The organism is uncultured Microbulbifer sp. (assembly GCF_913055755.1).
GTDB lineage: Bacteria > Pseudomonadota > Gammaproteobacteria > Pseudomonadales > Cellvibrionaceae > Microbulbifer.
The window spans coordinates 1-25796 of the sequence record NZ_CAJXKH010000002.1; the positions used below are offsets into that span (position 1 = coordinate 1).

The following is a 25796-nucleotide window of genomic DNA, read 5'->3' on the forward strand; positions in this document are numbered from 1 at the left end:
ATCTGGCGCGCGGCCAGTTGGAAGGGCGAGCCGCCGACGCCGCCAAGCAATATTGAGGGCGAACTGGTGGCCGGGGAGAAACCGAAACCCAAACCGACCGCCGTGCAAGATGATTGGTCGCCGGAGATGGAACAGGCGGAGCCAGCAGCGGCGCGGGCTGAGGAACCAAAAGCCAAGCCAGCGGCGGGCACAGTTTTGGCCGGGGTTGGCTTGGTGGCCGGCCTCGGTTTGATTATAAAAAGCGCAATTTAAAGGGGGCGCACATGGATCAAGTAGCAGTAGAGCAGCAGGGCGACAATATCGCCGATATAGAAGCCGTAGTGGCCGGAGCCGAAACCGGCGAGACCGAGCAGGGGCAGGAACTGCCGGAAGCACCGAAGGCGGTGGAAGTAGACCCGATGGAAAAAGCGCGCACCAAGGCGCGCAATATCGTCGGCGCGCTGCAAGGCGTGTTCGGGTTTCTGGATAAGCGCATCAAGTACCCGGAAGAGGTGTACAAAGAATCGGAGACCCGGCTGGCGCCGGCGCTGGCCAAGCACCAGCTGGAAGAGTCGGCGGTGCTGAAGTATTCCGAAGAGGCCGACGCGCTCGCCTTTGTCGGGGAACTGGTGTGGCGTTCCGCCGCCGATGTGGTGGGCCTGAAACAGGCCGACCGGGCCAAGGCCGAAGCCGAAGCGGAGCAGGCAGAGGAGACCATACAGCAGGGGGTGCGCCCGGATGGCGACGAATCCTGACCCGTCACTGCCAAACCGCAATACCATCTACCTTGCCCGAAGTGGGCAAGGTAAGTCCCAGGCGGTCAAGCAGAACAGCGAGATACCAAAGCAGGGTGCAAGGGTACTAATATTTGACCCGAACTATGACCACAAGGCGCACCGCTACCACACGCAAAAAGCGTTCGCGGCGGCGGTGCTGCGCGCGGTCAAGTCGGGCCGCGGTTTCCGCATTGCCTACTCGCCAGTATTCCAGAACGAAGAGGAACACGAGTTCTTCTGTCGGCTGGTGTGGGCGGTGCTAAACGGCAGCAAGATCACCTATGTGATCGATGAGGAGCTGACCGGCAGCGGTACCCGCAGCGGCGCGGCCGCGCCGGAGCACATGCGCCTGCTGAATCAGGGGCGCAAATTCGGACTGCGGTATCACGCGGTGGCGCAGAAACCAGAGGAGACATCAAAAACGGTGCTGAATGCCTGCGAGGTAGCCGTGATTGGCTCGATTCTCGGGGATACCTCGGTCAAGGTGGGCAAGCGCTACGGAATCCCGGGCCCTGCCATTGCCGACCAGCAGCCGCTGCAATTCTGGCGATTCGACCCGGCCAACCACCGCGAGCCGCAGCAATACCAGCTCAAATACCAAAAAAATTAACCGAATCCCGACCGAATCCAGACCTTTAGGTTAACCGGCCATTGCGCCGGTTTTTTTGTGCCTGTCGCCCGCCGAATGTGAAGCCTCCGAAAACCGACAACCCGACAAGGGGCAAATCTGAGGACTTCCAATCATGGACCCAGTGAACAAGGCCAAATCGGCCGTTCAGGACAACTTTAACGGCAGTATTGCGTTTTCCGCTGCCGTAGGTATCGCTGGCCTTATGGGCGTGGCGTTCCTGCTCAAAAAATCTGGCATTGCTCCCCTGCAAACCGCCGCGAATGTCGCCACCAAGGGAGCGAAAAAGTAATGCGCCAGACGATTCGACTCGCACCCGCCGAAGGTGTGGCCCCTGGCCAGACCGCGACAATCAAACTGCCAAAGCCGCGCACGTATCACGCGTTCGTGCTGGCAACCAATATCCCCACCAGCAAAATCAATGAAGTGCGCGTGATGGCCAACGCCAAGGCCATCATGTCGTTTTCCGGTGAAGCGTTGGACGTGATGAACGAGTTCGATGGCCTGCAAGCCGGTGACGGTTCCTTTGTTCGCATCTGCATCGACCAGACCGGCCTCAAGCGCCGCGACCTGGAAGAGTTGACCGCACTGAATATCGGCAGCCTGAACCCGAAAACCGGCCAGATTATCGACTCGCTGTCGCTGGAGGTAGATATCGACGGTACCGCCACCACTCCGGCAATTACCAACGCCTACGCAATCCAATCGCCGGTGCGCGAGGGTGGGCCGGGCATGATTCGCTCGCTGCGCCGCCTGTATGCGCAGGGCCTCGCCGGTCGCTGGGACTTTGACAAGCTGCCGAAGGGTACCCGTTCGCACCAGTGGATCAGTCGCATTTTCATCAAGGCCGCAAACATCACAGACCTTGAGATTGAGCGCGACGGTCGCACCGTCTGGGAGCGCACCACCGCCCTGAATGATTTCATGCTCGCCGATTCCGAGCGCAGCCCGCAAGCCGGTTGGGTGGTCGTGGACTTCTCCGAAGATGGCTACGGCGAGAACAAGCTGGACGTGCGCACCGCGCAGGATCTGCGACTCAAGCTGACCAGTTCCGGCGCGGAGACAGTGGAAATTCTCGCGGAGTACCTCGGCGAGCTGGAAGTGTAAGGGGGTAAATCATGGCCTCTTCAGGTTCCAATTTTCTCGACTGGGCCGGGGAGCTGTATCTGGGCAAGCTGGCGGCGGAGAACCCGACGCCGCAAGTGACCCAGGCAGCACCGCAACCCGACAACGCAAACGCTTATGTCGATGCCAGCAGCTCGCCCGCCGCCTACGCGGGCGCAGATGCGCGGCAGGTCAATGCCGGGCAAACCGCAGTCGCCAAAAATACGGTGAGTGTAGGCGGCATTGTCATGGATAAGCGGGTGCTGCAATTCACCGGGGTACTGCTGGCCGGCATGGCGGTGGTGAAACTCGCCAAGGGGTAGAACATGTTTGGTGGTTTGACATCGCTCACGGGCGGCGGCGGTCTGGATATGGGGGGCGGTGGCCCGTCCTCCGCGACAGGCGGCAGCGCAGGCGGCAGCGGCAGCGGCAATAAAACGTTCACGTTTAACAACGCGGGCGGCACTTCCGGGCTGTCAACGCAAACGCTGTTGATTGGCGGCGCGGTACTGCTGGGAGCCGTTTACCTGTGGAAGAAATAACCCGGCTACCGTGGCCACATCAGTCCGCCGCGCTCGCATTCGATGCCGCGCCCGGTGTGCTGTCGCCACTAGTGGAGCGGGAACTGGAGACCGGAGCGGCGCAGCTGTATGCAATCGGCGGCGGCGCGTCCGGTTTTTTTGTCACCAGAATCGAGGGTGAAGAGCTGGTGTTGTGTGCCTGCATCGGCACCGGACTGGTGCGGGGGCTGCGCGCGGTGAAAGCCGGGGCCCTGGGCAAATTCAAGTCGATTCGCTGTCACACAAGAGACTGGCGGATTGAGTCACTTTATCAACGCGTGGGCCTGCAATACGCGGGCAGCGTTTACCGGATGGAACTGTAATGGGCGGAGATTCCAAAAGCAGCAGCTCGCAAAGTTCGTCGCAGGTCGATCAGACGTTCAACTTTGTGGAAGGCACCGGAGACGGTGACCGTGTGAACCTCGCGCTATCCGAAGGCGCGAGCGTCGGCAATATCACAAGCACCGACTACGGCGCAATCGATGCCGCAATAAAAATGAACCAGGGCGCGCTGGACTTGGGGCTGACCGCCACAGAAGAAGCATTTGCAACCGCGCAGAATTTCGGGGCGCTGTCATTCGGTGCCCTGGAAGAAAATAACCAGTTTGCAAGCGACACACTCGCGCAGGCCATCGGCGCAATCACCAAAAGCACCGAATTTGCCAGCAAGCAGAATGTGGAAACCATAGAACGCGGTTTTGAACTGGCCATGCTGAACAGCCGCAGCGAAGGCGAAGCGGTCACCACCGAAGGCATCAAGGCGTTAAAGGTGGTTGGCGGTCTCGCCGCTGCCGGTATCGTCGTCGCCGCCGTGGTCAAAAACCGGAAGGGCAAGTGATGCGCGATTACAAAACAGCAAGCAACGGCATTCCGACCAGTATCATCTGCCCGCCTTCATCGTTCATTCTGAACAAAACCGCCGCCGCCGTGACGGTGGAGTTCGATGGCGGAAAGCTGGAATTGCTGCAAGCCGAAAAGGTCAAGCTGGATCAAAAATTCAAAACACTGCGCGCCACCTCTGCCGGTAACGTGCATTTGGTAGTTGGCAACGGGTGGATGGAATGACCGGCAACAAGCAGCAGCAGACACACACAAAAATTCTGAAAGCGGGCGTACCGCTGAATATCGATCAGCCGTGTGAATTTATTTTCATCGATCAGGGTACCGACCTTGATTTTGTAATTGGCGACTCCCGTTTGTCCGGTCGCAAGGCGGGCGACTTCGCGCGCTTTGATCGACCCGTGCAGTCCGTGCGCGTGGTCAGTCCCTACGATCAGGTGATAAAACTGGTATTGGGCTTTGGCGAGTTTTCCCGATTGATCGTATCCGGTGAGTTGAATGTTTCCGCGTATATTTCCACTCAGTCGGGCGGGGTTGCTGATGCGTTGCCAGCCGATATTACTCGTGAGGTGGGCGCGGTATCGTTGGCCACAGAGGTGATGGTGGGAGGTAATGAGGTTGTAGCATCTGGGATGGATTCGTGCTACGGGGCGACCTATAAGGATGGTAAGTTTTACGCGGTAATCAGCACCGGCGCAATCGTAGAACTGGGTTTGGATACTGTATCTGGGGTTGATTTTACCTATCCAGCAAGCGCCGGGTTTAGTTCAAGCAATATGAACAGTCTCGCAATTACAGACGGTTTCCGCGTATTTATGCGGCACATAGCCGGGGCTATATATAAGGCAGATTATCCGGGCGCGGATTTAGTGCCGATTGCTCCGGCGGGGACGCTCGGAGGTTATATAACAACAACAAGGCGCGGGCTGCATATTTGGGGTGATCGGATTTACTGCCTGCATGGTGACGGAACAAAAATCTTATCATTCGATTTTTTCGGGCAGGATGTGCGAGAGGAAATTGCAATTTCGCACGCGACGGATTCGATTATGTTGTTGGGTGCAGAGGATCGGCTATATAGCAATTTCAACTCGGTGAAAAATTTTGCCGGGTATCGGATTACGGCGAACGGTATTGTTCGTGACGAGTCTTTAGATTTTTCCTATGGAAGTGGGGTGTCTGGCGCGTCGTACTATGAAGCAATAACACCGGATACATTGCACGGTATCCGCTGGACGGGCATACAAGAGACGCGGGATATTACAACCTATGGGGAGCTTTATTCGCAGCCGGTTGGTGACGCGTCGCGGCGAGTCACACAGAAACTATTTGACCGGGTGGCAAGTTTCGACCGTTACGGCGCAACCGTAGTTTCTTTTGATTGGCTGCCGTTTGTTGTTTCCAGTGTCGGCGGAGGTACCGATTACTTGGATTATTTGACAGGGTACAAGTATGACAACGGGCGTGCAGAAATTGCCGTTAATTCCGGCACGCAAACCTTTGCGCGTCGGGGTATGTCGGTGCCGGATTTGACAGTGGTAGACGGAAGCGTTTTTGAGATTAGCATTTTGCCGGCGGCGGTAGCGTGATGCGTGGCGCGGGCGGTTTGGCGCTGGCGGCGCTGACTGCTGGCGCCGTGTTTTTGAGTGCGAGGGCGGGGCGGCAAGTGGTGGTGACCGATTCGCCGCAGAATAAAGAGCCAGAAAAAAATATAAGTATTTTAGAGGTGATGGGATTGGAAAACGTAACCGAAGCGCTGACCACTGAACCGGGGGCCAATTCCACCAAGCGTGGGATTCGCAACAATAACCCGCTGAATATCGAAAAGGGCGACGATTGGCTAGGGCTGGATGCGAGCCAGACCGACCCGCGCTTTGCGCAGTTTATCGATGCCCGCTACGGGTTCCGCGCTGCGACGCGCATCGTCGGCGGTGCCTATCGAAGCCGGGGCGTGGATACGCTCGCGGGCATTCTCGGCGCCTGGGCGCCAAAGAGTGAAAACGACCTGCGCGCGTACATCGACCATGTGTCGAACCGCTCGGGCATTCTGCCGATGCAAACCGTCACCCGGGATCTGTACCCGCAGTTATTCGAGGCAATGACCCTGCACGAAAACGGCGAGCAGCCCTACACACTGGACTTTATTCGCGAGGGCGTATCATGGGCGTAAAAGTAAAAGTTGATGGCCTAATGGTGCTGACCGCCGCGGCGATTGGCGGGGGCCTGTTCCTGTATGCCAAGCGCGGCGCAATCGGGCAGGCGCTGAACCCGACCAGTGACCAGAATATTGCCTACAAGGGTGTAAACGCGGTGGGGTCCACCGTCACGGGTGAAGATGATTTCTCGCTCGGCGTGTGGCTGTATGAGAAAACGCACCCGGAACAGATGGCAGCGGAAAAAGAGCTGTTTCAACCAACGCCGGTAGACGATATTCAGCCGTATACCGGCAGCAACTACAGCGGATGGGGGGCGATGTGAAACAGTATGCAATCACCGTCGCGGCGGGCATCACCGTCGCATTGATCGTGAAGCACATGAACAAGCGGGGCCAGCAGTGAGTGCCGCAGTCGTTACCCTGCTGACAACCATTCTCGGCTGGGGTACCAGTTTTTTTAACAATCGCCAGCAGCTCGGCAGGGCAAAAACCGAGGCAAAAATCGAACTGCAAAAAGCGGGCGCTACCGGCTGGACCGGGCGTATATTGGTGCTGTTCTGGTTCTATCCGGCAATCGCCTGTTACCTGCCGTTTATGCGTGAAAGCGCCGGGGCCGGGTTTCAGCTGCTCATGGCACAGCCGGAGTGGTATTTGGGCCTGCTGGTGACCATCACCGCAACCCTGCTCGGCATTGATAAATTTCAGAGGCTCAAACGGTAATGGAATTTTTGCAGGCATTGCAGGCCACCGGAGATATCGCCACCGTCGCGCTGGTGGTGTGCCTGTGGAAATTCGACCGCCGATTGCTGGCAGTCGAATTGAAGCACGAAGAGACCGCAAGGCTTGTCCGTGCCATTCAGAATTAGCAGCCGCTGGCGCGGTGCTTTTCTCGCTGCCGCAATCGCCATTCCCGCGCTATATGGTCGCGGCTGCGCAGTTCCCCCAGGGCGAGGCGGTGATCCTGTAATTTCTCCCGGTCTGATTCCCGCAGCAGCGGCAGCAGTGCATTGATCTGCTGCTCGGTGCGTGTAATCAGCGCCAGCGCCTCATACCAGCTGTTTTTAACCCAGTGATACGCGGCAATATCCTGTTGCCGTATTGCGTCGCAGTCGCTGCCCGTCTGTAGCGTCCCCAGGGCAAACCGCCAGTGCTCCGGCCAGCCCCCGGGCATCACCCGGCCACCGTGTACCAGTCGCACCAGTTGAATTGCCGAATAGGGCGGGCGGCTGTCGCCGTTCCACCAGCGCTGCGCCGTGCGCAGGCTGACCCGGCAGATATCCGCAACGGTCGCGGCATCGAGCGGCAGATAGAAATGACCAAAGTCCGGGTGATTATTGGTGATGGGTTCCATGCGCTTCTTTTCCTTCTTATTGGTTCACAAAAGCGCCGGGTACTATGTCACAAAAGACGAAACACGCGCCAAATCGGCAAAATTTATTCATGGTATTTTTTTATCGATAACGGCGATTTAGTGTGCAATTGCGGGGTTTGGGGCGTGTGTGGCGCTGGCGGGTATTGACTTTTTGGAAACAGGCGCAGTATTTAACATAATCTATATTATGCGCACTAATATATGGAACGGTGGCTCAATCCTGCAATGTACGCTGTCCTGCATATGGCTTTTGTGCCCCAAGGACTTTTTAACCCCGGCATCAATACCCCGGCATCGAGGTACTCGCGATGCAACCCATCTTTTACATTTGGCTTGTACTGATGTCTAACGGAAGGCCCTCGTCAGATACTACTGGTCCGGTAAAGGCTATTGCAGTAATAAATGAGACCGTGACTACGAATGCCAAGCGCCTAAACATTTTCAGTACCTCCCGGATTTTCTCTGGCGTACTCCTGGTCAAGGTTCCTCATTGTTTCGTGGGCGCGCATCAGGCCAATATCCGTTATTGTGGATCGCACAACATCAGTTAAGTGGCTGTTTAGCGATTCAATTAGCGTGTGTATTGCATTCATCTTTTAATCTCCATCCCAAAATGTTTGATAAAGAACACCCGTGGATAAAGCGATAGCGGCACCTAGGGTCGTAGCGACCGTCAGATACAGATAACTACCGATTGATATATCCAAACCTGCAATGGCAACAACTGATATGCCAATCAAGTAGCTGAGCAAATTCCGTACACCGGTAGCAATATTCATTAACCAGGCACCGCTGACAGCCAAGATTACAGAACTAAGTAAAGGCCACAATTCATATGTGGGATCCCACTGCCCTACTACAGATTGCGCCGCTATTCCGATTCCAAGCCCTGTCACTAGACAGGCATGATTATAGACCCCGTCTCTTATTGAGCTGCCGCGTGAGCAATACGATAACCATCCAGCAATTGCTACCCAGACAGGTAGCGCTATTGAAATACTTGTTGCTGCTGTTACGCCAACCTAGAGAAGAGCTTTACGCTTGAATAAATTCTTACAAAAATGCCTTAAATCTACAAAACACTTAGGAATATCTGTTTGATACACCGGAAACGTCCTCCTGAATTGAATCAGTTTTATTTCGACTTTTGCAGAGCTTCTTACCATCTGCTGATTTAGGGGGAATGCTAATCCAGGATTGACCCATGAAAAATCAGCAAAAATTTGTGAAATTGTTCGACGTTCTAGAATCAAGGTATTGGTGAGAAAAAATGGATGTTCAGTAAACGTGTAAAGAATACACGCTTTGCTATTTCTCAGATGGATTGATGTTCTGTGTTCTATGGAAATTTGGATTTAAAAAAAATGGCCCGCTGTTAAGCGGGCCATTGTGCAAAAAAACATTGGATACTACCTAACCAATCTAGGCTTCTCTAATGTCATTCGATAGCATGGAAGTAAAGTTGTCCTTCTTCGTGAAGGCGCGATCTAATGAGAACGTACCGCCTCCCTGGAATACCAATGCCGTTGTTGACATCAATAGGGCGAGCGCAAATTCGTAGCCGTTATTGCTCATAAATAAACCGTTTTCCAAATGCACCACGAATAGAGCGACCAGCATGGTAAACGCGCTTATAAGTGCGGCCGGCCGAGTCAGCAGACCTAGCACTAGCGCAATTCCGCCAAAAAACTCTGCGTTTCCTGCTAGCAAAGCCATAAGGTATCCGGGTTCCAATCCAATAGACGCCATCCACTGACCGGTACCTTCTAAACCATAGCCTCCAAATGCACCAAACAGTTTCTGTGCCCCGTGGGCAGAAAGTATAATCCCGACGGGAACCCGCAGAATAAGTGCTGCTATATTGCTATTTGTATGCAACACTCTTTCAAGATAAGTATTCATGATTTTCTCCAAATAAAAGTTAAATCCGACAGTTGTCACTGCCATCTTGATGGACGGGTCCATCCTATTTGTATTTGATTCAATATTGAATTGAAAAAAATTGTCCGTATGAACCTAAAATATTGAACGCTCTATTTTCATGATGGGCAGAAAATATACGGTTATCCAGGAAGGTCAAACCAGAGCGCCGAAAATTCGGATCTGGATTTAATAAGTAGTTTCCGTGGCCGAGCACTGCCAATTCCGTCCCCGGAACTTAGTTCGATGCTAGATATTCCGTTGTTTCCGGCTATATCTGACTCAATTTGTGCATCACCAGAAAGAATATGTAAGTACCCTTTTCTCTTTCTATCAATGCTCAATGTAAGCTCTTCATCACGATTTAGTGCCATTCGATACATGCTGGCGTTTTGATTGATACTTAGCGTGCCATGCTCTCCTTTGGGGGTTATTAAGGCTGTCAAGGCTTCGTGTTGTTCAATTTTTTTCTGGGCGTAGTTCGGTGCTATACCTTTTCTATTTGGCTGTATCCAAATTTGCAAGAATCTCAATTCTTGGTGCGTTGAAGGGTTGTACTCTGAGTGAGTGATGCCTGTGCCTGCGCTCATGCGCTGTACTTCACCTGCGGGGATCACAAAGTGGTTTCCCATGCTATCTCTGTGTTCAATCTCCCCTTTTATTACGTAGGAAATTATTTCCATATCCCTGTGTCCATGAGTGCCAAATCCAGCACCCGGGGCCACTCGGTCGTCGTTGAGAACTCGAAGGCTGGATAGGCCCATATGCTCGGAATCGAAATACGAACCGAATGAAAACGTGTGCTGGCTTTTTAGCCAACCGAAGTTCGCGCGACCGCGTTCGTCAGATAGGCGGATGTATTCCATGGTTCTCTCCAATTTAAGCGTTAGCGAAATACCCGCTACGCAACATTGGGGCAGATTCTATGCCTCTCATTTCAATCTGAATATTTGAAAAATCCGATTATGTCATTCGATTTTCATACCTGATGATATTCGAATCAATCTTTGTGGCAGGAATTCAGCGGCCGTAGATGTTAAGTTTTGGCGCTATTGAGCCGCTGTGTAGCCATTGTGCAGTAGCAGTGTGGTCGCATCCGTTCGAGTAATTAGATTGTTTTGCCCTATTTTATTCAATTCCCTATCCATCTCGTAAGTGCTTAAATTCCGCCAACTCAAAACCAACCTTGATTAAAGGTATCGATATGGCAAATTTACTCCAGATCAAAACAAGTATTTTTCAGCAAGATGGACAATCGTCGCAGCTTGTTGAAGAGATCAAAGAGAAATGGCTGTCTGCTCATCCAAATGGGACAGTGACTACCCGTGACCTGGCAGTTGATCCGGTCCCTCACTTAACCCTGCCTCGATTTCAGGCCTTCTCGACCAAATGGTCGGAGAGAACGGTGGATGAGCAGGCGGTCGTTGACTATTCGGACACTTTAATAGATGAGATCCGCAATGCAGATGTGCTGGTACTTGGGGTTCCAATGTACAACTTCAGCGTGCCTTCAAGCCTGCATTCGTATTTCGACCATGTCGCTCGTGTTGGCGAAACGTTTCAATATACACCCGAAGGCCCAGTCGGTCTTTTGACCGGAAAAAAGGCCTATGTGGTAATTACGCGCGGTGGCTTTTACGGAGAAAATCATGGGCAAACGAGCTTTATCCGTCAATTCCTGGGTTTTATCGGGATATCTGATGTTGAGTTCATACATGCAGAGGGGCTCGCTGTGAATGATGAGGCTAAAACTGATAGCTTGCTAGCAGCCAGGAATAGCATTGCTCAAATCGCGTAAGAATTCTCGTGTACCCCTGTTTGGGCGGTGTATTTGCACCGCTCTTTTTTCATATAAATGCATTGACTAACGGCTCAACAATTATTCTTGAATAACTCTTCCCTCAGAGAGGCTGGTATATGCTCTATATAGTTCTCTGATGTTTCTCACGTAGCGAACTGGCTCCGCACCGCGCACAAATCCATACCGGGCAGTGTTGTAATAGCGAGGCTCCGACAGTTTAAGCATTGCTACTTCGACGTTGTTGAACCAAATGTTTGCGTCTAATCCAAGCTTTTCGCAAAGTCGCTTCGCATCCAGAACATGTGCATATCCGGCATTGTAGGCTGCTAGGCTAAACCACAATCTTTCATCTACTGGCATTGTGGTATCAAACCGGTCTCGCACCCAGCTGAGATATTTCACTCCTGCCTGGATACCGCGATCTGGATCAAAGAGTGGTGGCGTAAAACCCATATCCTCCGCTGTGCCAGGCATAACCTGCAATAGACCCTGAGCCCCCACTGGCGAAACGGCACTCGGGTTGAAGCTGCTCTCCTGCCACATCTGAGCGACTATTAGTTTCCAATCGAAATCATAAACTTGTGATGATGATTGTACTAGAGTATCAAACGGTGAAAGGTCGCTATCCGGATCAATGCGCGCTTTCGCACGTTTTCCATACCGGCCACTGGGCTTGAAATAGGCATCGACTTTCTGTCGGTATGCGCTGGTGGTCTTGTAGTCGTTCAAAAAAACATTTACATTTTTTAGTAATACGGTGTTCTTAGGTAGAACCATCCAGGCTTGTGATCTGGGCGCGGTTAGCATGACACCGGCCTGCAGCTCCGGACGTAGCGAAGCTTCAATTTCCACTGCGTGAGAATCTCCTGCAATAGCATCCAGATCCCCTTCCGCAAGCATATTGACAAGTTGTGCAAAAGACACTGGAGCAATTTCCTGCTTTACGTCAATCCCATTTCGGCGAAGGTTCCTTATCACATCGGAGAAGCTAGAACTGTAGCGTACGGTGAGCGTGCGGCCGTCGAGATCTTGTAGCGTTTCAATTGGCCGCTGATTCCTGTTACTTAGGACTTGTCCGGATATTCTCAAGTACGGGATACTGAAAGTGGCGCCCTGCTGTTTGCGTGCCTGAGTAATTGTTGTTGAAGATCCGGCAATATCTCCGCGCCCCTGCTTGAGCCATTCAACAAGATCTTCTCCGTAGGGAACCACGACAACCTGTAGCTCCAGGTTATGGTGATCGGCAAACGCTTTGGCCAGGTCGTAATCAAAACCCATCAGTACGCCTTTCCACAGGTAGTAACTGGTTGCGGTATTGTGGGTCAGCAGGCGGATAACTCCGGAATCCTTGATATCATTCCAGTCTGATGTGCGTACTTCATGCTCTGAAACCAGTCTACGGGTCAGGTAGTTGTTCAGACGGGTACGCAGACGCAATGCGTCCTTGCGCACAGCCCATACGATGCCCTCCTTCTCGCTGACGCGAGCCCCCATCTTAAAATCATTACGGTATTCGAGGATGCCTTGCACGGTGTTGCTATCAAGAATGGTGATGGATCCTGGATGACGGTTCAGGCTATCCATAAGTTCGTCAGGGTTATCTCGTATTTCGATTTCTTTTATGGTCAAACCAGAATTCGGGTACATCTGAGTGAGCTTTTTCGCGGTATCCGAGAAAACGGTTCCACTTATGGCTAAAATGGTGGCTTTTTTAAGATCTTCTGGGTTCTGGATTTCGGGACCATCCGCAGACGTGATCAATACTTGATAGGCTTGGAATATCGCTTGTGTGGTGCCGATCAGATGATGTCGTTGTGGAGTATCCGTAAAATTGTCCGCGATAACATCTGCCAGGCCACTGCGCAATAGTTCAATGCCGTGTGCCGGAGAATTTGCCTGAATCCAAACGGGATGTAATCCTAATCTTTTGGCGAATTGCCTGGCCAAATCACGATGCCGCTGACTGACAACGGAGGCTCGTGGAAGCTGGTCGTCCAACGAGTACGTGTAGGTAGCAAAGCGAATAAACCCACGCCTTTTCAAAGATTCTAAATCGCCGACCTCCCGATAATTCATGAAATCTAGAGAGTCATTGATATCGGTTCGATCGACATCGTACCGCGACTTATCGGAAGACGAATTTTGAGAAATCTGCTGCTCACAACCCAGCACAAACAACAAAAGCGTGACGGCACCGAAAAGTTGAAAAAGCCCCCTGTTTCCTAAGCGGAAAGTCATTTCTATGCTGTATTCCTGAGTTTTAATCCATCGATTTGTTTTTAATTATGTAATTCCCCGAGCAATTCTCGAGATGCCGGACCCAGACTATCGACGTCGGTGTAGCTGACGAAAAATGGCAGAAGGCAATGCCCTCCTCGCTCCAAATTAGTGGCAACAATAGGTTATCGTCGAAGACCTTTTGAATAGAAGGCGGTTACAACCAGACATAACTGGTCCCCTCTACACACCCAATCAATAGAGGCGCACGGGTGGTGTCCAGTACCTCTTCCCACGCTAGCACCGGAATTCTCACAGCTGGTCCCTGTCCCACGAACTACAATGAAATCTTGGCATGACGTCTATTCGGCGGTATAGGTGGGAAAACGGTCTGCCAGTCTCGATCACCAGGTCGTTGATTTCTTCATCGTCGCTTCCGGTCGTGTCAGTAGAGAGGCCTACGGTGTGGCGAAATTGTGCACCATCATTACCGGCGTGCGTTCTTGTTAGAGATGTTTAGCACAAAATTGGGCAGAAAAATGCCAAGACGCCCCGACCCGCGCCGGGGCGTTTTCGGTACTGAAACGCGGAAAACAGCATGAGAGCCTTCCTCTGCTTCCTTCTTGCCGGGTGTATAGGCTGTGCCACCCCGGCGCTGGGGGCCCCGGACTTGATCGTCACAAATGCCAAAGTCACTAGTTTCCACGGTGGCGAAAACCTGACCGCATTTTCCGTCGAAGATGGCGTCTTTACCGCATTGAGTAAGGATGCTGCGAGCCTGTTGGCAGATAAAGACCCGGACACCAAAGTCATCGACGCCGGAGGCCGGCGCGTGATTCCGGGACTCAACGATTCCCATCTACACGTGGTGCGCGGCGGGCGCTTCTACAACAGTGAAACCCGCTGGGAGGGCATCGACAGCCTCGAGGAGGCATTGCACCTCGTCAGCGAACAGGCCAAGCGCACTCCCGAGGACCAGTGGGTGCGAGTGATTGGCGGCTGGTCACCCTATCAATTCAAAGAGAAGCGCATGCCCAGTGTTGACGAGCTCAACACGGCGGCACCGGATACGCCGGTATTCATACTCTTCCTCTACTCGGGTGGTCTACTCAATAATGCCGGCATGAGGGCGCTGGGGATAGACCGCAACAGTGTGGCGCCAGAGGGCAGTCGTTACGAGCGCGATGCGGATGGTAATCCTACCGGGCGCCTGATCGCGGATCCAAACCCGATGATTCTGTATCGCACCATCGGCGCCCTGCCGCCGCTTGATGCGAAGCAACAGTACAACTCCTCCATTCAGTTCTACCGGCACTTGCTGAGCCTTGGCGAAACCAGTGCGGTGGATGCCGGCGGCGGTGGTCACCAGTTCCCCAGGGACTATGCGGCCTCAACAAAGCTGGCGAAGGACGGCGAACTGCCGATACGCATATCGGCTTTCCTTTTTCCACAGAAGCCGGGTGAGGAGCGCAGGCAGTTTGAGGCGTGGATGGCCGACTATCACCATGACCAGAACTTCCACAGCGACCACGACAACGGTTATGTAATAGAGGGCGGCGGGGAGCTACTAGTGTGGTCTGCGTCCGACTATGAAAATTTCACGTCCAGCCGCCCGGACCTCAAGGCGCAAGCGGAAACGGAGCTGGAAGTGGTGGTCCGCCTGCATATTGAAAATGGCTGGCCCTTTCGTATTCACGCAACCTATGATGAATCCATCGGACGCATGCTGGATGTGCTGGAGCGGGTCAACAAGACCCAGCCTCTTGGCAAGGTGCGCTGGTCGTTCGACCACGCAGAAACGGTGTCCGATAAAAACCTGAAGCGGATCAAGGCGCTGGGCGGCGGTATCGCGGTACAGGGACGCATGGCTTTTGCCGGTGAATACTTTATTGAACGTTATGGCGAAGATGCCGCGCGCCGCGCGCCACCGATACGCAAGATGCTCGAATTGGGTATCCCCGTGGGCCTGGGAACGGACGGAACCCGTGTGTCCAGCTTCAATCCCTGGGCCACCTATTACTGGGTTGTATCTGGGCGGACAGTGGGCGGTACCAAACTGTATGATGCCGATAACCGCCTCGATCGGCTTACAGCACTGAAGCTGTTCACCATGGGTTCTGCCTGGTTCTCTGGTGAGGAGCGTAGCAAGGGCGACATAGCACCCGGTATGGTGGCGGACTTCGCTATCCTGGACCGTGACATCCTGAAGGTAAAAGAGCAGGAGCTACTAGGTACCAGCGCCGATCTCACCGTAGTCAACGGCGAAATCGAGCACGCGTCCGCTGCCTATCCGCAATATCGTAAACCGACCCTGCAAGCTATCCCCAACTGGTCGCCAGTAAATTACACAAGCAGTCCTTAGGTCGGTTTCGGTTATGTAGTTGCTAAATGCGGCTTCTAGACTGGTGGTATCCGGGGAAAATATGTCCCCACATTCAACGACAGAGGTGAGTAATCATGGGTTTTGAGTACAAGCGATTGGACAAGGACGATGTAGCCCTTTTGATGGTTGATCATCAGGCAGGGTTGCTTTCCCTCGTTCGCGATTTTTCCCCCGACGACTTCAAGAACAATGTTCTGGCGCTGGCGGATATCGCGAAGTTCTTCAACATACCCACTATCCTGACTACCAGCTTTGAGGATGGACCGAATGGTCCGATGGTGCCCGAAATTAAGGAGGCGTTTCCCGATGCGCCATACTTCGCTCGCCCTGGTCAGATAAATGCGTGGGATAACGAAGATTTCGTGAATGCTGTGAAAGCGACCGGGAAGAAGCAACTGCTTATCGCGGGGGTAGTCACTGAAGTTTGCGTTGCGTTCCCAGCTTTGTCGGCAATCGAAGAAGGCTTCGATGTTTTTGTTGTCACTGATGCCTCCGGGACTTTCAACCCGGTTACTCGTGAAGGAGCGTGGAGCCGAATGCAAGCAGCCGGTGCGCAACTAGTAAACTGGTTCGCCGTTGCGGGTGAACTGCACCGCGACTGGCGAAATGACATAGAGGGATTTGGCGGAATTTTAGCCAACCATTTACCCCACTACGCCAATCTGATGCAGAGTTACGCGTCGCAACAGCAGTAACGTGTGTGAAATGTGCCCTCTTTCGTGGAGGGCTTACTGAGGTAAAAGGATTCCGCCAGTTTCCGATCACCTAGCTCAGATGCGCTGTGACCCGCTCGCACCGCTGCCCGTGTTACACGCTCTGAGAGCTACAAGTTGAAGAAATGTAACAAGCAAGAAAATGAGACGGTCAACAAATCTGCGTGGGGCCCCTTTTCCCATCTTGCCTTCGCAGTTCTGTGGACGGCGACAGTAATATCCAATGTCGGCACATGGATGCACGATGTCGCTTCCGGCTGGTTGATGACTTCCCTTGATCCCTCACCACTGATGGTCGCGCTGGTACAGGCTGCCACCAGCGCACCGGTATTCCTGTTCGCGCTCCCCGCCGGAGCCCTGGCTGACCTGGTGAGCCGGCGCAAATTGCTGATTATCGTGATGGCGATCCTGGCAATAGTCACTGCATTTCTCGCAAGTCTCGTCTTTTCGGACAGGATTACTCCGGTGGGACTCTTACTGTTTACATTGATGTCTGGCACGGGCGCGGCATTTGTTACCCCTGCTTGGCAAGCGATTGTGCCTCAATTGGTCCCCCGTTCGGACCTCGCTTCGGCCATTGCCCTGAATAGTATGGGCATCAATATCAGCCGTGCAATTGGGCCGGCCCTCGCCGGCGCCATCATTGCATCCATCGGTATCGGCTGGCCCTATCTCATTAACGCCGCGAGTTTCCTGGTAGTTATTGCCGCCCTCCTCTGGTGGAAGCCGCCACCGACGAAGAATAGCGACCTGCCGGCGGAGCGCTTCTGGAGTGCGATGCGTACCGGCTTACGCTACGTACGCGCTAGCGGGTCTATGCATTCGGCACTGTTGCGCGCGTTATCATTTTTTCCGTTCGTCAGTGCTTTCTGGGCGCTTCTGCCACTGGTCGCCCGAACGGAGCTACAGGGAGGCCCGCAGCTGTATGGCTCGATACTCACCGCCGTCGGTATTGGCGCCGTGCTGGGAGCGGCGCTCTTACCGCGGCTAGCACGTAAGTACAGTTCCGACCGATTGGTATTTATCGGGACCCTCGGAAGCGCACTGGTTCTCGCCGCTCTGGCGCTGGTCAAACGCACAGATGTAGCTATTATCGCCTGCCTTACGGCGGGATTTTGCTGGATTACGGTGTTATCCCGACTAAACATAGCCGCACAGCTAGCCCTACCCGACTGGGTACGGGCCCGCGGCCTTTCCATTTTTATCATCATTTTCTTTGGTGCCATGACATTCGGCAGCATCCTCTGGGGGCAGGTTGCCAACTATATTGGGATATCTCTGACCCTGCTGGTTGCCGCCACCGGCGCCCTTCTGGCTGCTGTTCTCAGCTGGCGTTTTAAGCTGTTACAGGGAAAAGGTCTTGATCACACTCCCAGTGGATACTGGCCCCAACCACTGGTTGCCAGTGATATCAGCCTCGACCGGGGCCCGGTCATGGTCACGGTAGAATACCGTATTGATATTGCAGATACCGCGGACTTCCTTGCCGCCATGAACAGCCTCAAGGCCTCGCGCGAGCGACATGGCGCATTTGCCTGGGGGCTTTTCGAGGATGTGGCGGAACCGGGTCGCATGATCGAATATTTTATAGAAGACTCCTGGTTATCCCATCTGCGACACCACCAGCGTGTATCAGTACAGGACCGTGAGATTCAACAGCGCGTGGTCAAATTCCATCGCGGCGGTAAACAACCATTGGTGACACATCTACTCTCTCCCGAGCCAGGACAGGCTACCCCAGACAAAAGTATGCCCGGGCGGGGCTCTATACAGTAGCCCGACCCAATAGGTGAAACATTGATAACGGTTCGCAATGACAACCAGCGCGATCAAACAAGAGCTGACTGGCTCATCGGCCGAAACAGATTCCCTTTCGGTGGCGGTGACGATCCGCAGTCCAACGGCTTGTGTAAACTGCAAGCGACCAGCGAAGACCACGCCTTCCCCGCCACCGTGTCACTGCTTTTTGATATCACCCGATGCCATGCTTTGGGAAACGTTTGTGATAGCAGCTGTCGCTATCCTGTTCAGTATGACGGGGGTTGCACAAGATGGAGCCCCCCCCCATCAAGAAGCTGCGCTTCGACGAAGATTATTCATACCTCCGCACTGCTCCGCGCCCTCACTGCTGGCCGTATTGCTGGAAGTACCTCCCACTGAACAATAGCGCCGCCGCCTACCTCACCATCGGCGGCGAGGTGAGGCAGCGCTACGAATATACCAATAACCCGACCTATGGCCAGGATCCGCAAGACGAGCACGGTGTGTGGCTACAGCGGTACTCCGTGCTCGGTGACTTTCACTGGAGTCGCCATCTGCGTATTTTCGGCCAACTTACCAGTGCGCTAGAGGCCGGGCGCGCAGAAGGCCCAAGCCCTGTGGATGAAGACAAGCTTGAGTGGCAGAACGCCTTCGTCGACCTGAGCGCGGGCGAATCGGACGGACGGGAAGCAACATTGCGCCTCGGGCGCCAGGAAATAGTGCTCGGTTCAGGGCGCCTTGTGGACGTCCGCGAGGGACCCAATGTCCGGCGCACCTTCGATGGGGGGCGCGGCTTTGTCACCAGCGAACGTTGGCGGGTCGATGTCATCACCGCTCGACCGCGGCTCGACCGGCGCGGGGTATTCGACGACAAGACCAATAACACTCAGGCACTATGGGGTATTTACAGCGTACTCGAAAAGCCATTGCGCTCTTCTGGAAAACTTCCCGGCAATCTCGATCTTTACTACCTGGGCTACGAGAACGAAGATTCGACCTATGTGCAGGGCTCCGCTCATGAAGACCGGCAATCTTTCGGTGCTCGCTACTGGGGCAAAACGGGTAACTGGTCCTGGAACTGGGAGGTGCTATATCAGTCTGGCCGCTTCGGGCGCGGCGAGATCAGCGCCTGGACCCTGGCGACGGAGTCGAGTTATCAATGGGGGGATACCCTCTGGCAGCCTAGGGTGAAGATCAGTATCAATATCGCCAGCGGTGACGACGATCCGGACGATAGCGATCTGGGTACATTCAATCCATTATATCCCCGCGGGAACTATTTTTCCGAGGCCGCAGTCTTCGGTCCCAGAAACTTTTACAACTTCCACACGTTTCTCTACTTGCAGCCATCAGCGGCACTCTCAATCACCACGGACTTGAATTTTTTCTGGCGCTTGGAAACTGAAGATGGGCTCTATAGCCCCGGTGGCCGGATAGTTCGGGCGCCGGGAGATAGCAATGCTCACTTCGCAGCCACTGCGTTGTCGCTAACCGCCTCATATACTTTCTGTCGCGGTCTGGTATTTACCGCCATACATACATTTGGTAAGCCAGAGAAGTTCCTGCGCGAAACTGGACCTTCAGAGGATCTGAATTTTACCGAATTAACGCTACTGTATCGGTTTTGACGTGAGAAAACGGAATTTCTGAGCTCAATCCTGCGTCAGGCTAGCCCAAAAAAATGGGCGCAGTTGCGCCCAATTGAATCTGCCGAATTCGGAGGTTTAGAAAGAAAACTTGTAGCCTACAGAAAGGTTGAACATCCACGGGTCATAGATGTAATCCCCGGAATAGGATTCGAAGAATGGCTCTACATCCGCGGGCGGTGGGACATCATCAAGTAGCTGCAGCCGCATATCTGTTACGGATCGCGCGTAAACTGCAGCGACATTTACCAGCCAGGAACTGTCACGACCGAAATTGAAGTCAATACCGGCCTGCCACGTATAACCCCAGGAGTATCCCATATCGAAATTCCCCTGCAGACCAACTTCGGCAAGTTCGTCTCGCAGTGAACGCCTAAAGCCGTCTTCACTGAAATCGGTATAGCTAATACCACCACCGATATAGGGCTGTACCATGCAGCTCTCATCCAACGGGTAGAATTTCAAGCTGGCCGTACTGATGTCGGCATCAAAACTGGCAACATCACCAAATTCGACACCGTCGAAAAAGAGAGAAAAGTATCCATCTGCGCTACCGCTGGCATGTTTGTCGCCGTCGGTATAGCTGAGCTCGATGCCCCAATGCTCTATAGGCTTCCACTCCGCGTTTATGTACCAACCCCACTCGGCATCCGGGTCAACTGTGGTGCGGAAGGCATCAAAGTACTGGAATGTTTCGTCGACGAAACTCACCTGGTCTTGCCTTGGCGACATATATGAACCGCCGACACGGACAATAAAGTCTTGGGGACCAGTCAGACCGAGAACGCCCGCAGATGCTGTGCTGGAAAATGCAAGCGCCAACGGAGCTATGATAGGTGAAAATTTAAGTAGTCTTTTCATGATAGGTAAGAACTCCTTGTATACCTGAGAAATGAAAAGCGTCATCAGACCCATCAAAATTGTAGTAAAAGTAACCAGTTTGAGATTTCAAATTAGAACGTTAGGGCAATTTAGTCGCCCATTTATCTTTTGTCTGGCGGTTTGTGGAGAACGCTGAACAGCCGACAGATCGCTAGCCAAAAACGAATTGACCACCAAATATTTGGACGGAATGTCCCTGGAATGACGGTAAAAATTTAGAAGGGGCAGGCCTCAAAGTGCTGTCATTCCGGCCCATGGACTACATTGGCAGGCATCATCCACAAAAAATTGCTTCTGATATCGGGATACGTCGGCCATGGACAAGCGGAAAGAGAGCATGCATGCGCCGCTATTTGGTAGCAGGCGCCGATTTATGCGCATGCTTGGCGCGGGTATGTTCACCAGTGGGATAAACGTCGCATTTCCGCTTGCATCCTGGGCGCTGACTTCACCCAGAAATCTGCATCAGGGTATTGGTGACTACACGCCGCAGAGTTATTTCGACCTGGCCTTCCGCTATGCCCCGTTATCCATTGACGGGCGTACCGCTACCTCCACCGCGATCAATGGCACGGTGCCGGGGCCGTTAATCCGCTGGCGCGAAGGCGATACGGTGACCATGGATGTCACCAACTACCTTGAAGACACCAAGCACGCCTCTATCCATTGGCACGGGATCCTGGTGCCATTCCGTATGGATGGCGTGCCCGGGGTGAATTTTAACGGCATCCAGCCCGGGGAAACCTATCGCTACCGGTTCAAGGTGGTGCAGGCTGGCACCTACTGGTATCACAGTCACTCGCGCTTCCAGGAGCAGACCGGCTCTTATGGGCCACTGGTGATCGATCCAAAGGACGGCGAGCCATTCCACTGCGAACGAGATCACGTCATCGTGCTGTCGGACTGGGCTTTTACCGATCCGGAAACGCTTTTTCGCAACATCAACCTGGCACCGGAGTATTACATCTATTACCAGCGCACGGTGTTTAATTACCTGAAGGACATTCGAAACAAGGGCTTTGCCGAGGCCAATGCGGAATTGCTGCCGTTCCGCAGGATGAATATGAGCCCGCGGGACCTCTCCAACGTCACGGGCTATATCTACACCTACCTGATGAACGGCCATTCGCCGGATATGAACTGGAGTGGCCGTTTTCTGCCCGGCGAAACCGTGCGCCTGCGGATTATCAATGCGTCTTCCATGAGTAATTTCGATGTGCGTATTCCCGGGCTGGATATGGAAGTGGTGATGGCCGATGGCAAGGCGGTTCAACCGGTGCGCTGCCATGAATTCCGCATCGGTGTTGCGGAAACCTACGACGTTCTGATCAGGCCTCGCGAGCAGCGCGCCTATACGGTGTATGCAGAGTCCCTCGACCGCAGTGGCTACGCACGTGGGACCCTCGCACCGGAAATTGGTATGCAGGCGGCGGTGCCGTCACCGCGCCCCACTCCGGACCGCAGGCTTGAAGATATCGGTATGGGCATGATGAAGGGCAAGTACTTCGGTGGCATGAACGACGCGATGAAGAAAAAACTGCACCGCAAACGCATGCGAATGCAGAACGACGCCGTTCCCGGACCCAATGGCCCGACGCCCTTCATACCGGACAAGGACAATCCGAACGTCGCTATGGCGGTGATGAATCCCCAGAACCGGCTCGCGGAGGCAGGGGTCGGCCTTGGCCATGACGGATGGAAGGTGCTTACCTACAAGGACCTGGTTTCGGCAGAGCCGCAACCCTACAAGGCCACGGTAGATCGGGAAATGTGCATCAATATCACCGCCAATATGGAGCGCTTTATCTTCTCCCTGGATGGGAAAAAATTCACCCAGCAACCCGGCCCTTACCTGTTCAGGCACAACGAGCGACTGCGGCTGTTTCTGGTCAACCACACCATGATGGAACACCCGATGCATTTACACGGTATGTGGATGCAACTGGAAAATGGTGCCAGCAACGACAAGATTCCCTACAAACACACCATCCTGATCAAGCCCGGCGAGGCCCTGTCGGTACTGATCACGCCGATCGAGAAAGGGGATTGGGCGTTTCACTGTCACCTCCTTTACCACATGGAAGCGGGGATGTTCCAGGTGGTTCGCGTCGCCTGAATCAGCTTATGAAATACACCAATCTTCTGCTCGTTAGCTCCCTGTTATCGCCCTATGTGGATGCGGGGCAAGGACCGCCCGGAGAAGTAACGATACAGGCATCGCAAGACGGCACCGAGCCGAAGCCGGCAGATTATCGCAGCCCTCCTCTCCCTCCCGAGCCCGGTAAACAGATCCGGAAATATGCCGTTGACGCCGCGGGTAGACCACAGGGCAATTTCGGTGTTATTCCCATCCACGATAACCAGAAGTTCTTCCAGGTGCTGGGTAAGCGGCTCGAATATCAGCAGGACGGCGATCTCGACAAGCAGGTTTGGGAAGTGGACGCCTGGTATGGCGGCGACTACAACCAACTGTACCTGGAGTCCGAGGGCGAGCGGAAAGCCGGCGGCAAGACCGAGTCGGCCTCGCTCGAGGTATTCTGGAACCACACGGTGCGCGCATTCTGGGACCTGCAACTGGGCATGCGACACGACTCCAACCCCAACCAGAGTCGCTCCTTTTTCGCTGGCGGATTCCAGGGAATATTGCCCTACGGGTTCGAAACCGATCTCACCGGATATGTCAGTGAAGATGGCGACGGTTCCTGGAGACTGGAAATCGAACGGGGTTTTCATTTCAGCCAGCGGCTGGAGCTGGAACCGCGCCTGGAAACCGAATTTTCATTTTCGGATGTCCCCCGCTACAACCTCGGTGAGGGTTTTACCGGTATTGAGCTTGGGTTGCGCCTGCGTTACATGATTACCCGGAAATTCGCGCCTTACATCGGTGTGTCCTGGGAGCGTAAGCACGGAGACACGGCGGAGCTGATCGAGGCAGACGGGGAAGACACCGAATTCACCTATATAGTCGCGGGCATACGTTTCTGGTTCTGAAAAGGCTGCAATCTTGCCGCACCAACAGGGCGTAACTACAATTTTTGTTTGTACTTTTTCACTGCCGTTAAAGCAAACGGACGCCAGGATGTAAACCATGAAAATCGGCATAAATGGACTTGGTCGGATTGGCGGACAGGTACTGCGTATTGCATTTGAATCGCATCACGGCGGTCTGGAAGTGGTGCATATAAACGATCTCGCCAGTGCAGAGGACCTCGCCTACCTGCTGGAGTTCGATACCACCTATCACACCCGAGACCTGAAGGTGCACGGTGAAGATGATGTGTTGATGGTTGATGGCCAATCCATTTCCGTCAGCGCGGAAAGTGACCCCGCCAGGATTCCCTGGGGTGAGAAAGGCGTAGATGTGGTGCTCGAGTCTACGGGACAGTTTCGCACCAGGCCCGGCGCCGCGAAACATATTGTCGCAGGCGCCAAAAAGGTGCTGATCTCTGCCCCGGGGAAAAGCATGCTCGATGGCCATTTCGTTGTCGGTATCAACGACCAGCGCTATGACCGGCACCGCCACAATATCATTTCGATGGCCAGCTGTACCACGAATTGTCTTGCGCCCGTGGCGAAGGTACTGAACGACGAATTCGGCATCGAGCATGGAATGATCAACACCATCCATGCGTATACCTCCTCACAGAATCTCGTTGATGGGTGGAACAGCAAGCGCCGGCGCGGTCGTGCGGCGGCGGAAAATCTTGTGCCCACTTCCACCGGCGCGGCAACCACCATCGGACTGGTTCTCCCCGCGCTGGCGGGTAAACTGCACGGCTGCGCGGTGCGTGCGCCGATCAAATGTGGTTCCCTGTTGGACTTCACCTGTACCTTGCAGAAAGGCACCAACGTCGATGAGGTCAACAATGCCTTCCGGCACTGGGCCGGAGGCCCCCTGAAGGGCATCCTCGCGGTGGATGATCGTGAACTGGTGTCCAGCGACATTGTCGGTAAACCCTACAGCGCCATCGTCACCACCAAAGATACCTATATGGTGGGTGACAGGTTCCTCAAGGTGCTCGCCTGGTATGACAACGAGTGGGCCTTTGCGCAACGCTGTGTCGATATGATTACGAGGATGCTGTAGCGGCGATAGATTCCAGATTGGCCGCGAGCATCGCGAGGAATAGACCGCATGAACATCGTGACGGTTACGCTCAATCCATGCATCGACAGGACCGTATCCGTCGAGCAGATCCTCCCCGATTGCAAGCTTTCCTGCAGCGACGTCCACGACTATCCGGGTGGAGGAGGTATCAACGTTGCCCGGGTCATCAGTCGCCTGGGAGGGGATGTTTGCGCCTACTGGAGTTGTGGCGGCGAAAATGGTCGCCGGCTCACAGTTCCTCGATAATGAGCGCGTCCGGCACCAGCCGATCGCGATCGAGGAACCTGTGCGGGAGAACCTGATCGTTCGCGAGACTGCCAGTGGCAACCTGTTCCGTTTTGGGATGCCGGGCCCCCTGCTCCAGGAGATCGAGCGTCAGCAGTGGATACAGCAGGTGCGACAGATCCCCTCTTCCGCCGGCTACGTCATTTTCAGTGGCAGCTTGCCCGCGGGTATACCACCGGAATGGTATGGAGACCTGCTGCACGCGGTACCCGAGGGGGTGCGGATCGTGGTGGACACGAAACAGGCGGCGCTGCGCCACGCACTGGATTTCGGGGTCTATCTGATCAAACCCAATGTACGCGAGATGGAAGAACTGGTGGGCCGGGAGCTGTGCGATGACAGCGCCATCGAGCAGGCGGCCCGGGAGATCATTGATCGCGGCGGCGCGGAAGTCGTCATTCTGTCCCTGGGGCGCGCCGGTGTACTGCTCGCGACCTGCGACACCCTGCAGCGGATACCTGCCCCGTCGGTGCGCTTGCGCAGCAAGGTTGGTGCCGGCGATGCGGTCGTGGGCGGGCTGGTGGCCGCCCTTGCCCGGGGCGAAGCATTGCCGGACGCGGTCAGATTCGGGGTTGCCGCGGGGGCAGCCGCGGTGATGACCGAGGGTACCGAGTTGTGCCGCAAAGAAGACGCAGAGCAGCTTTTCAGAAATATGTAGCGATTGCG

Annotated in this window: 30 protein-coding genes and 1 pseudogene; 25 read left to right on the forward strand and 6 right to left on the reverse strand. The window is 54.3% G+C overall.

All coding sequences use genetic code 11. From position 1 onward, the window contains the following. The 15 genes from QZ511_RS00530 to QZ511_RS00600 all read left to right on the forward strand — a co-directional run. On the forward strand, positions 1 to 252 hold a 252-nt coding region (locus tag QZ511_RS00530), incomplete at its 5' end, for a hypothetical protein (RefSeq protein WP_295797384.1). An 11-nt stretch (positions 253 to 263) separates the two neighbouring features. Further along, positions 264 to 734, forward strand: coding sequence for a hypothetical protein (locus QZ511_RS00535; protein WP_295797386.1), 471 nt, complete (start codon positions 264 to 266; stop codon positions 732 to 734). Continuing rightward, a complete protein-coding gene (locus QZ511_RS00540; RefSeq protein WP_295797390.1) occupies positions 718 to 1365 on the forward strand; it encodes a hypothetical protein in 648 nt (215 codons plus the stop codon). The genes QZ511_RS00535 and QZ511_RS00540 overlap by 17 nt, the downstream gene beginning before the upstream one ends. 133 nt (positions 1366 to 1498) lie before the next feature. Next, positions 1499 to 1675, forward strand: coding sequence for a hypothetical protein (locus QZ511_RS00545; protein ID WP_295797393.1), 177 nt, complete (start codon positions 1499 to 1501; stop codon positions 1673 to 1675). Next, positions 1675 to 2490, forward strand: a complete 816-nt coding sequence (locus QZ511_RS00550; protein WP_295797396.1) for a major capsid protein P2 — start codon at positions 1675 to 1677, stop codon at positions 2488 to 2490. The genes QZ511_RS00545 and QZ511_RS00550 overlap by 1 nt, the downstream gene beginning before the upstream one ends. A gap of 11 nt (positions 2491 to 2501) precedes the next feature. Continuing rightward, positions 2502 to 2810: a hypothetical protein gene (locus tag QZ511_RS00555; RefSeq protein WP_295797399.1), complete on the forward strand. Its 309-nt coding sequence runs from the start codon at positions 2502 to 2504 to the stop codon at positions 2808 to 2810. Positions 2811 to 2813: 3 nt separating this feature from the next. Beyond that, entirely contained in the window at positions 2814 to 3029 is a 216-nt protein-coding gene (locus QZ511_RS00560) for a hypothetical protein (RefSeq protein ID WP_295797405.1), read from the forward strand. After that, positions 3017 to 3370, forward strand: coding sequence for a hypothetical protein (locus QZ511_RS00565; RefSeq protein WP_295797408.1), 354 nt, complete (start codon positions 3017 to 3019; stop codon positions 3368 to 3370). The genes QZ511_RS00560 and QZ511_RS00565 overlap by 13 nt, the downstream gene beginning before the upstream one ends. Next, on the forward strand, positions 3370 to 3885 hold the full coding sequence (locus tag QZ511_RS00570) for a hypothetical protein (protein ID WP_295797409.1): 516 nt from the start codon (positions 3370 to 3372) through the stop codon (positions 3883 to 3885). The genes QZ511_RS00565 and QZ511_RS00570 overlap by 1 nt, the downstream gene beginning before the upstream one ends. Continuing rightward, the gene (locus QZ511_RS00575) at positions 3885 to 4112 is read left to right on the forward strand and encodes a hypothetical protein (RefSeq protein WP_295797411.1); all 228 of its coding nucleotides are present in this window, start codon (positions 3885 to 3887) and stop codon (positions 4110 to 4112) included. The genes QZ511_RS00570 and QZ511_RS00575 overlap by 1 nt, the downstream gene beginning before the upstream one ends. After that, complete coding sequence (locus tag QZ511_RS00580) at positions 4109 to 5476, forward strand: hypothetical protein (protein ID WP_295797412.1); 1368 nt, start codon at positions 4109 to 4111, stop codon at positions 5474 to 5476. The genes QZ511_RS00575 and QZ511_RS00580 overlap by 4 nt, the downstream gene beginning before the upstream one ends. Beyond that, positions 5476 to 6057 carry a hypothetical protein gene (locus QZ511_RS00585; RefSeq protein WP_295797415.1) on the forward strand — a complete coding sequence of 194 codons (582 nt, stop codon included), beginning with the start codon at positions 5476 to 5478 and terminating at the stop codon, positions 6055 to 6057. The genes QZ511_RS00580 and QZ511_RS00585 overlap by 1 nt, the downstream gene beginning before the upstream one ends. Next, a complete protein-coding gene (locus QZ511_RS00590) occupies positions 6048 to 6365 on the forward strand; it encodes a hypothetical protein (protein ID WP_295797418.1) in 318 nt (105 codons plus the stop codon). The genes QZ511_RS00585 and QZ511_RS00590 overlap by 10 nt, the downstream gene beginning before the upstream one ends. A 76-nt stretch (positions 6366 to 6441) precedes the next feature. Further along, positions 6442 to 6762: a hypothetical protein gene (locus QZ511_RS00595; protein WP_295797421.1), complete on the forward strand. Its 321-nt coding sequence runs from the start codon at positions 6442 to 6444 to the stop codon at positions 6760 to 6762. Then, positions 6762 to 6908 carry a hypothetical protein gene (locus QZ511_RS00600; RefSeq protein ID WP_295797424.1) on the forward strand — a complete coding sequence of 49 codons (147 nt, stop codon included), beginning with the start codon at positions 6762 to 6764 and terminating at the stop codon, positions 6906 to 6908. The genes QZ511_RS00595 and QZ511_RS00600 overlap by 1 nt, the downstream gene beginning before the upstream one ends. Here the strand turns inward: QZ511_RS00600 and QZ511_RS00605 are convergent. The 4 genes and pseudogenes from QZ511_RS00605 to QZ511_RS00620 form a co-directional block, all read right to left on the reverse strand. After that, positions 6905 to 7393: a hypothetical protein gene (locus tag QZ511_RS00605; RefSeq protein ID WP_295797426.1), complete on the reverse strand. Its 489-nt coding sequence runs from the start codon at positions 7391 to 7393 to the stop codon at positions 6905 to 6907. The two genes, QZ511_RS00600 and QZ511_RS00605, sit on opposite strands and share 4 nt — an antisense overlap. 617 nt (positions 7394 to 8010) lie before the next feature. Beyond that, positions 8011 to 8421: pseudogene (locus QZ511_RS00610) on the reverse strand (DUF1097 family protein); the annotation flags it as partial. A gap of 415 nt (positions 8422 to 8836) precedes the next feature. Further along, positions 8837 to 9316: a DoxX family protein gene (locus QZ511_RS00615; protein WP_295797428.1), complete on the reverse strand. Its 480-nt coding sequence runs from the start codon at positions 9314 to 9316 to the stop codon at positions 8837 to 8839. Between the two features lie 161 nt (positions 9317 to 9477). Then, positions 9478 to 10200, reverse strand: coding sequence for a pirin-like bicupin family protein (locus QZ511_RS00620; protein WP_295797432.1), 723 nt, complete (start codon positions 10198 to 10200; stop codon positions 9478 to 9480). Between the two features lie 338 nt (positions 10201 to 10538). On the opposite strand from QZ511_RS00620, the gene QZ511_RS00625 reads away from it, so the two are divergent. Beyond that, positions 10539 to 11132, forward strand: coding sequence for an FMN-dependent NADH-azoreductase (locus tag QZ511_RS00625; RefSeq protein WP_295797435.1), 594 nt, complete (start codon positions 10539 to 10541; stop codon positions 11130 to 11132). 81 nt (positions 11133 to 11213) lie between these two features. Here the strand turns inward: QZ511_RS00625 and QZ511_RS00630 are convergent, their stop codons facing one another. Next, positions 11214 to 13373: a transporter substrate-binding domain-containing protein gene (locus QZ511_RS00630; protein ID WP_295797436.1), complete on the reverse strand. Its 2160-nt coding sequence runs from the start codon at positions 13371 to 13373 to the stop codon at positions 11214 to 11216. Positions 13374 to 13950: 577 nt separating this feature from the next. Between QZ511_RS00630 and QZ511_RS00635 the strand changes: the two genes are divergently transcribed. From QZ511_RS00635 to QZ511_RS00650, 4 genes are all read left to right on the forward strand, one after another. Further along, positions 13951 to 15714 carry an amidohydrolase gene (locus QZ511_RS00635; protein ID WP_295797439.1) on the forward strand — a complete coding sequence of 588 codons (1764 nt, stop codon included), beginning with the start codon at positions 13951 to 13953 and terminating at the stop codon, positions 15712 to 15714. 95 nt (positions 15715 to 15809) lie between these two features. Further along, a complete protein-coding gene (gene ycaC, locus QZ511_RS00640) occupies positions 15810 to 16430 on the forward strand; it encodes an isochorismate family cysteine hydrolase YcaC (RefSeq protein WP_295797443.1) in 621 nt (206 codons plus the stop codon). A gap of 135 nt (positions 16431 to 16565) precedes the next feature. Beyond that, positions 16566 to 18224 carry an MFS transporter gene (locus QZ511_RS00645; protein ID WP_295797446.1) on the forward strand — a complete coding sequence of 553 codons (1659 nt, stop codon included), beginning with the start codon at positions 16566 to 16568 and terminating at the stop codon, positions 18222 to 18224. A 275-nt stretch (positions 18225 to 18499) separates the two neighbouring features. Beyond that, positions 18500 to 19837 (forward strand): alginate export family protein, encoded by a 1338-nt coding sequence (locus QZ511_RS00650; protein WP_295797449.1) that lies wholly within the window; start codon positions 18500 to 18502, stop codon positions 19835 to 19837. A 96-nt stretch (positions 19838 to 19933) separates the two neighbouring features. Here QZ511_RS00650 and QZ511_RS00655 read toward each other — a convergent pair whose 3' ends face one another. Continuing rightward, positions 19934 to 20716, reverse strand: coding sequence for an OmpW family outer membrane protein (locus QZ511_RS00655; RefSeq protein ID WP_295797452.1), 783 nt, complete (start codon positions 20714 to 20716; stop codon positions 19934 to 19936). 337 nt (positions 20717 to 21053) lie between these two features. On the opposite strand from QZ511_RS00655, the gene QZ511_RS00660 reads away from it, so the two are divergent. From QZ511_RS00660 to QZ511_RS00675, 5 genes are all read left to right on the forward strand, one after another. Continuing rightward, positions 21054 to 22853 carry a copper resistance system multicopper oxidase gene (locus QZ511_RS00660; protein ID WP_295797454.1) on the forward strand — a complete coding sequence of 600 codons (1800 nt, stop codon included), beginning with the start codon at positions 21054 to 21056 and terminating at the stop codon, positions 22851 to 22853. 8 nt (positions 22854 to 22861) lie between these two features. Then, positions 22862 to 23728, forward strand: coding sequence for a copper resistance protein B (locus tag QZ511_RS00665; RefSeq protein ID WP_295797457.1), 867 nt, complete (start codon positions 22862 to 22864; stop codon positions 23726 to 23728). Between the two features lie 97 nt (positions 23729 to 23825). Further along, on the forward strand, positions 23826 to 24824 hold the full coding sequence (gene gap, locus QZ511_RS00670) for a type I glyceraldehyde-3-phosphate dehydrogenase (protein ID WP_295797460.1): 999 nt from the start codon (positions 23826 to 23828) through the stop codon (positions 24822 to 24824). A 48-nt stretch (positions 24825 to 24872) separates the two neighbouring features. Then, complete coding sequence (locus QZ511_RS16655; protein ID WP_366935611.1) at positions 24873 to 25091, forward strand: PfkB family carbohydrate kinase; 219 nt, start codon at positions 24873 to 24875, stop codon at positions 25089 to 25091. Next, positions 25030 to 25788, forward strand: coding sequence for a PfkB family carbohydrate kinase (locus tag QZ511_RS00675; protein ID WP_295797462.1), 759 nt, complete (start codon positions 25030 to 25032; stop codon positions 25786 to 25788). Before QZ511_RS16655 ends, QZ511_RS00675 begins: the two co-directional genes overlap by 62 nt. Positions 25789 to 25796: the final 8 nt, after the last annotated feature.

Excerpts from the sequence above, each read along its gene's own strand:
- QZ511_RS00535 (WP_295797386.1), top strand. The coding sequence starts at position 264 with ATGGATCAAGTAGCAGTAGAGCAGCAGGGCGACAATATCGCCGATATA.
- QZ511_RS00540 (WP_295797390.1), top strand. The coding sequence starts at position 718 with ATGGCGACGAATCCTGACCCGTCACTGCCAAACCGCAATACCATCTAC.
- QZ511_RS00545 (WP_295797393.1), top strand. The coding sequence starts at position 1,499 with ATGGACCCAGTGAACAAGGCCAAATCGGCCGTTCAGGACAACTTTAAC.
- QZ511_RS00550 (WP_295797396.1), top strand. The coding sequence starts at position 1,675 with ATGCGCCAGACGATTCGACTCGCACCCGCCGAAGGTGTGGCCCCTGGC.
- QZ511_RS00555 (WP_295797399.1), top strand. The coding sequence starts at position 2,502 with ATGGCCTCTTCAGGTTCCAATTTTCTCGACTGGGCCGGGGAGCTGTAT.
- QZ511_RS00560 (WP_295797405.1), top strand. The coding sequence starts at position 2,814 with ATGTTTGGTGGTTTGACATCGCTCACGGGCGGCGGCGGTCTGGATATG.
- QZ511_RS00570 (WP_295797409.1), top strand. The coding sequence starts at position 3,370 with ATGGGCGGAGATTCCAAAAGCAGCAGCTCGCAAAGTTCGTCGCAGGTC.
- QZ511_RS00575 (WP_295797411.1), top strand. The coding sequence starts at position 3,885 with ATGCGCGATTACAAAACAGCAAGCAACGGCATTCCGACCAGTATCATC.
- QZ511_RS00580 (WP_295797412.1), top strand. The coding sequence starts at position 4,109 with ATGACCGGCAACAAGCAGCAGCAGACACACACAAAAATTCTGAAAGCG.
- QZ511_RS00585 (WP_295797415.1), top strand. The coding sequence starts at position 5,476 with ATGCGTGGCGCGGGCGGTTTGGCGCTGGCGGCGCTGACTGCTGGCGCC.
- QZ511_RS00590 (WP_295797418.1), top strand. The coding sequence starts at position 6,048 with ATGGGCGTAAAAGTAAAAGTTGATGGCCTAATGGTGCTGACCGCCGCG.
- QZ511_RS00600 (WP_295797424.1), top strand. The coding sequence starts at position 6,762 with ATGGAATTTTTGCAGGCATTGCAGGCCACCGGAGATATCGCCACCGTC.
- QZ511_RS00605 (WP_295797426.1), bottom strand. The coding sequence starts at position 7,393 with ATGGAACCCATCACCAATAATCACCCGGACTTTGGTCATTTCTATCTG.
- QZ511_RS00615 (WP_295797428.1), bottom strand. The coding sequence starts at position 9,316 with ATGAATACTTATCTTGAAAGAGTGTTGCATACAAATAGCAATATAGCA.
- QZ511_RS00620 (WP_295797432.1), bottom strand. The coding sequence starts at position 10,200 with ATGGAATACATCCGCCTATCTGACGAACGCGGTCGCGCGAACTTCGGT.
- QZ511_RS00625 (WP_295797435.1), top strand. The coding sequence starts at position 10,539 with ATGGCAAATTTACTCCAGATCAAAACAAGTATTTTTCAGCAAGATGGA.
- QZ511_RS00630 (WP_295797436.1), bottom strand. The coding sequence starts at position 13,373 with ATGACTTTCCGCTTAGGAAACAGGGGGCTTTTTCAACTTTTCGGTGCC.
- QZ511_RS00635 (WP_295797439.1), top strand. The coding sequence starts at position 13,951 with ATGAGAGCCTTCCTCTGCTTCCTTCTTGCCGGGTGTATAGGCTGTGCC.
- ycaC (WP_295797443.1), top strand. The coding sequence starts at position 15,810 with ATGGGTTTTGAGTACAAGCGATTGGACAAGGACGATGTAGCCCTTTTG.
- QZ511_RS00650 (WP_295797449.1), top strand. The coding sequence starts at position 18,500 with ATGGAGCCCCCCCCCATCAAGAAGCTGCGCTTCGACGAAGATTATTCA.
- QZ511_RS00655 (WP_295797452.1), bottom strand. The coding sequence starts at position 20,716 with ATGAAAAGACTACTTAAATTTTCACCTATCATAGCTCCGTTGGCGCTT.
- QZ511_RS00660 (WP_295797454.1), top strand. The coding sequence starts at position 21,054 with ATGGACAAGCGGAAAGAGAGCATGCATGCGCCGCTATTTGGTAGCAGG.
- QZ511_RS00665 (WP_295797457.1), top strand. The coding sequence starts at position 22,862 with ATGAAATACACCAATCTTCTGCTCGTTAGCTCCCTGTTATCGCCCTAT.
- gap (WP_295797460.1), top strand. The coding sequence starts at position 23,826 with ATGAAAATCGGCATAAATGGACTTGGTCGGATTGGCGGACAGGTACTG.
- QZ511_RS16655 (WP_366935611.1), top strand. The coding sequence starts at position 24,873 with ATGAACATCGTGACGGTTACGCTCAATCCATGCATCGACAGGACCGTA.
- QZ511_RS00675 (WP_295797462.1), top strand. The coding sequence starts at position 25,030 with ATGTTTGCGCCTACTGGAGTTGTGGCGGCGAAAATGGTCGCCGGCTCA.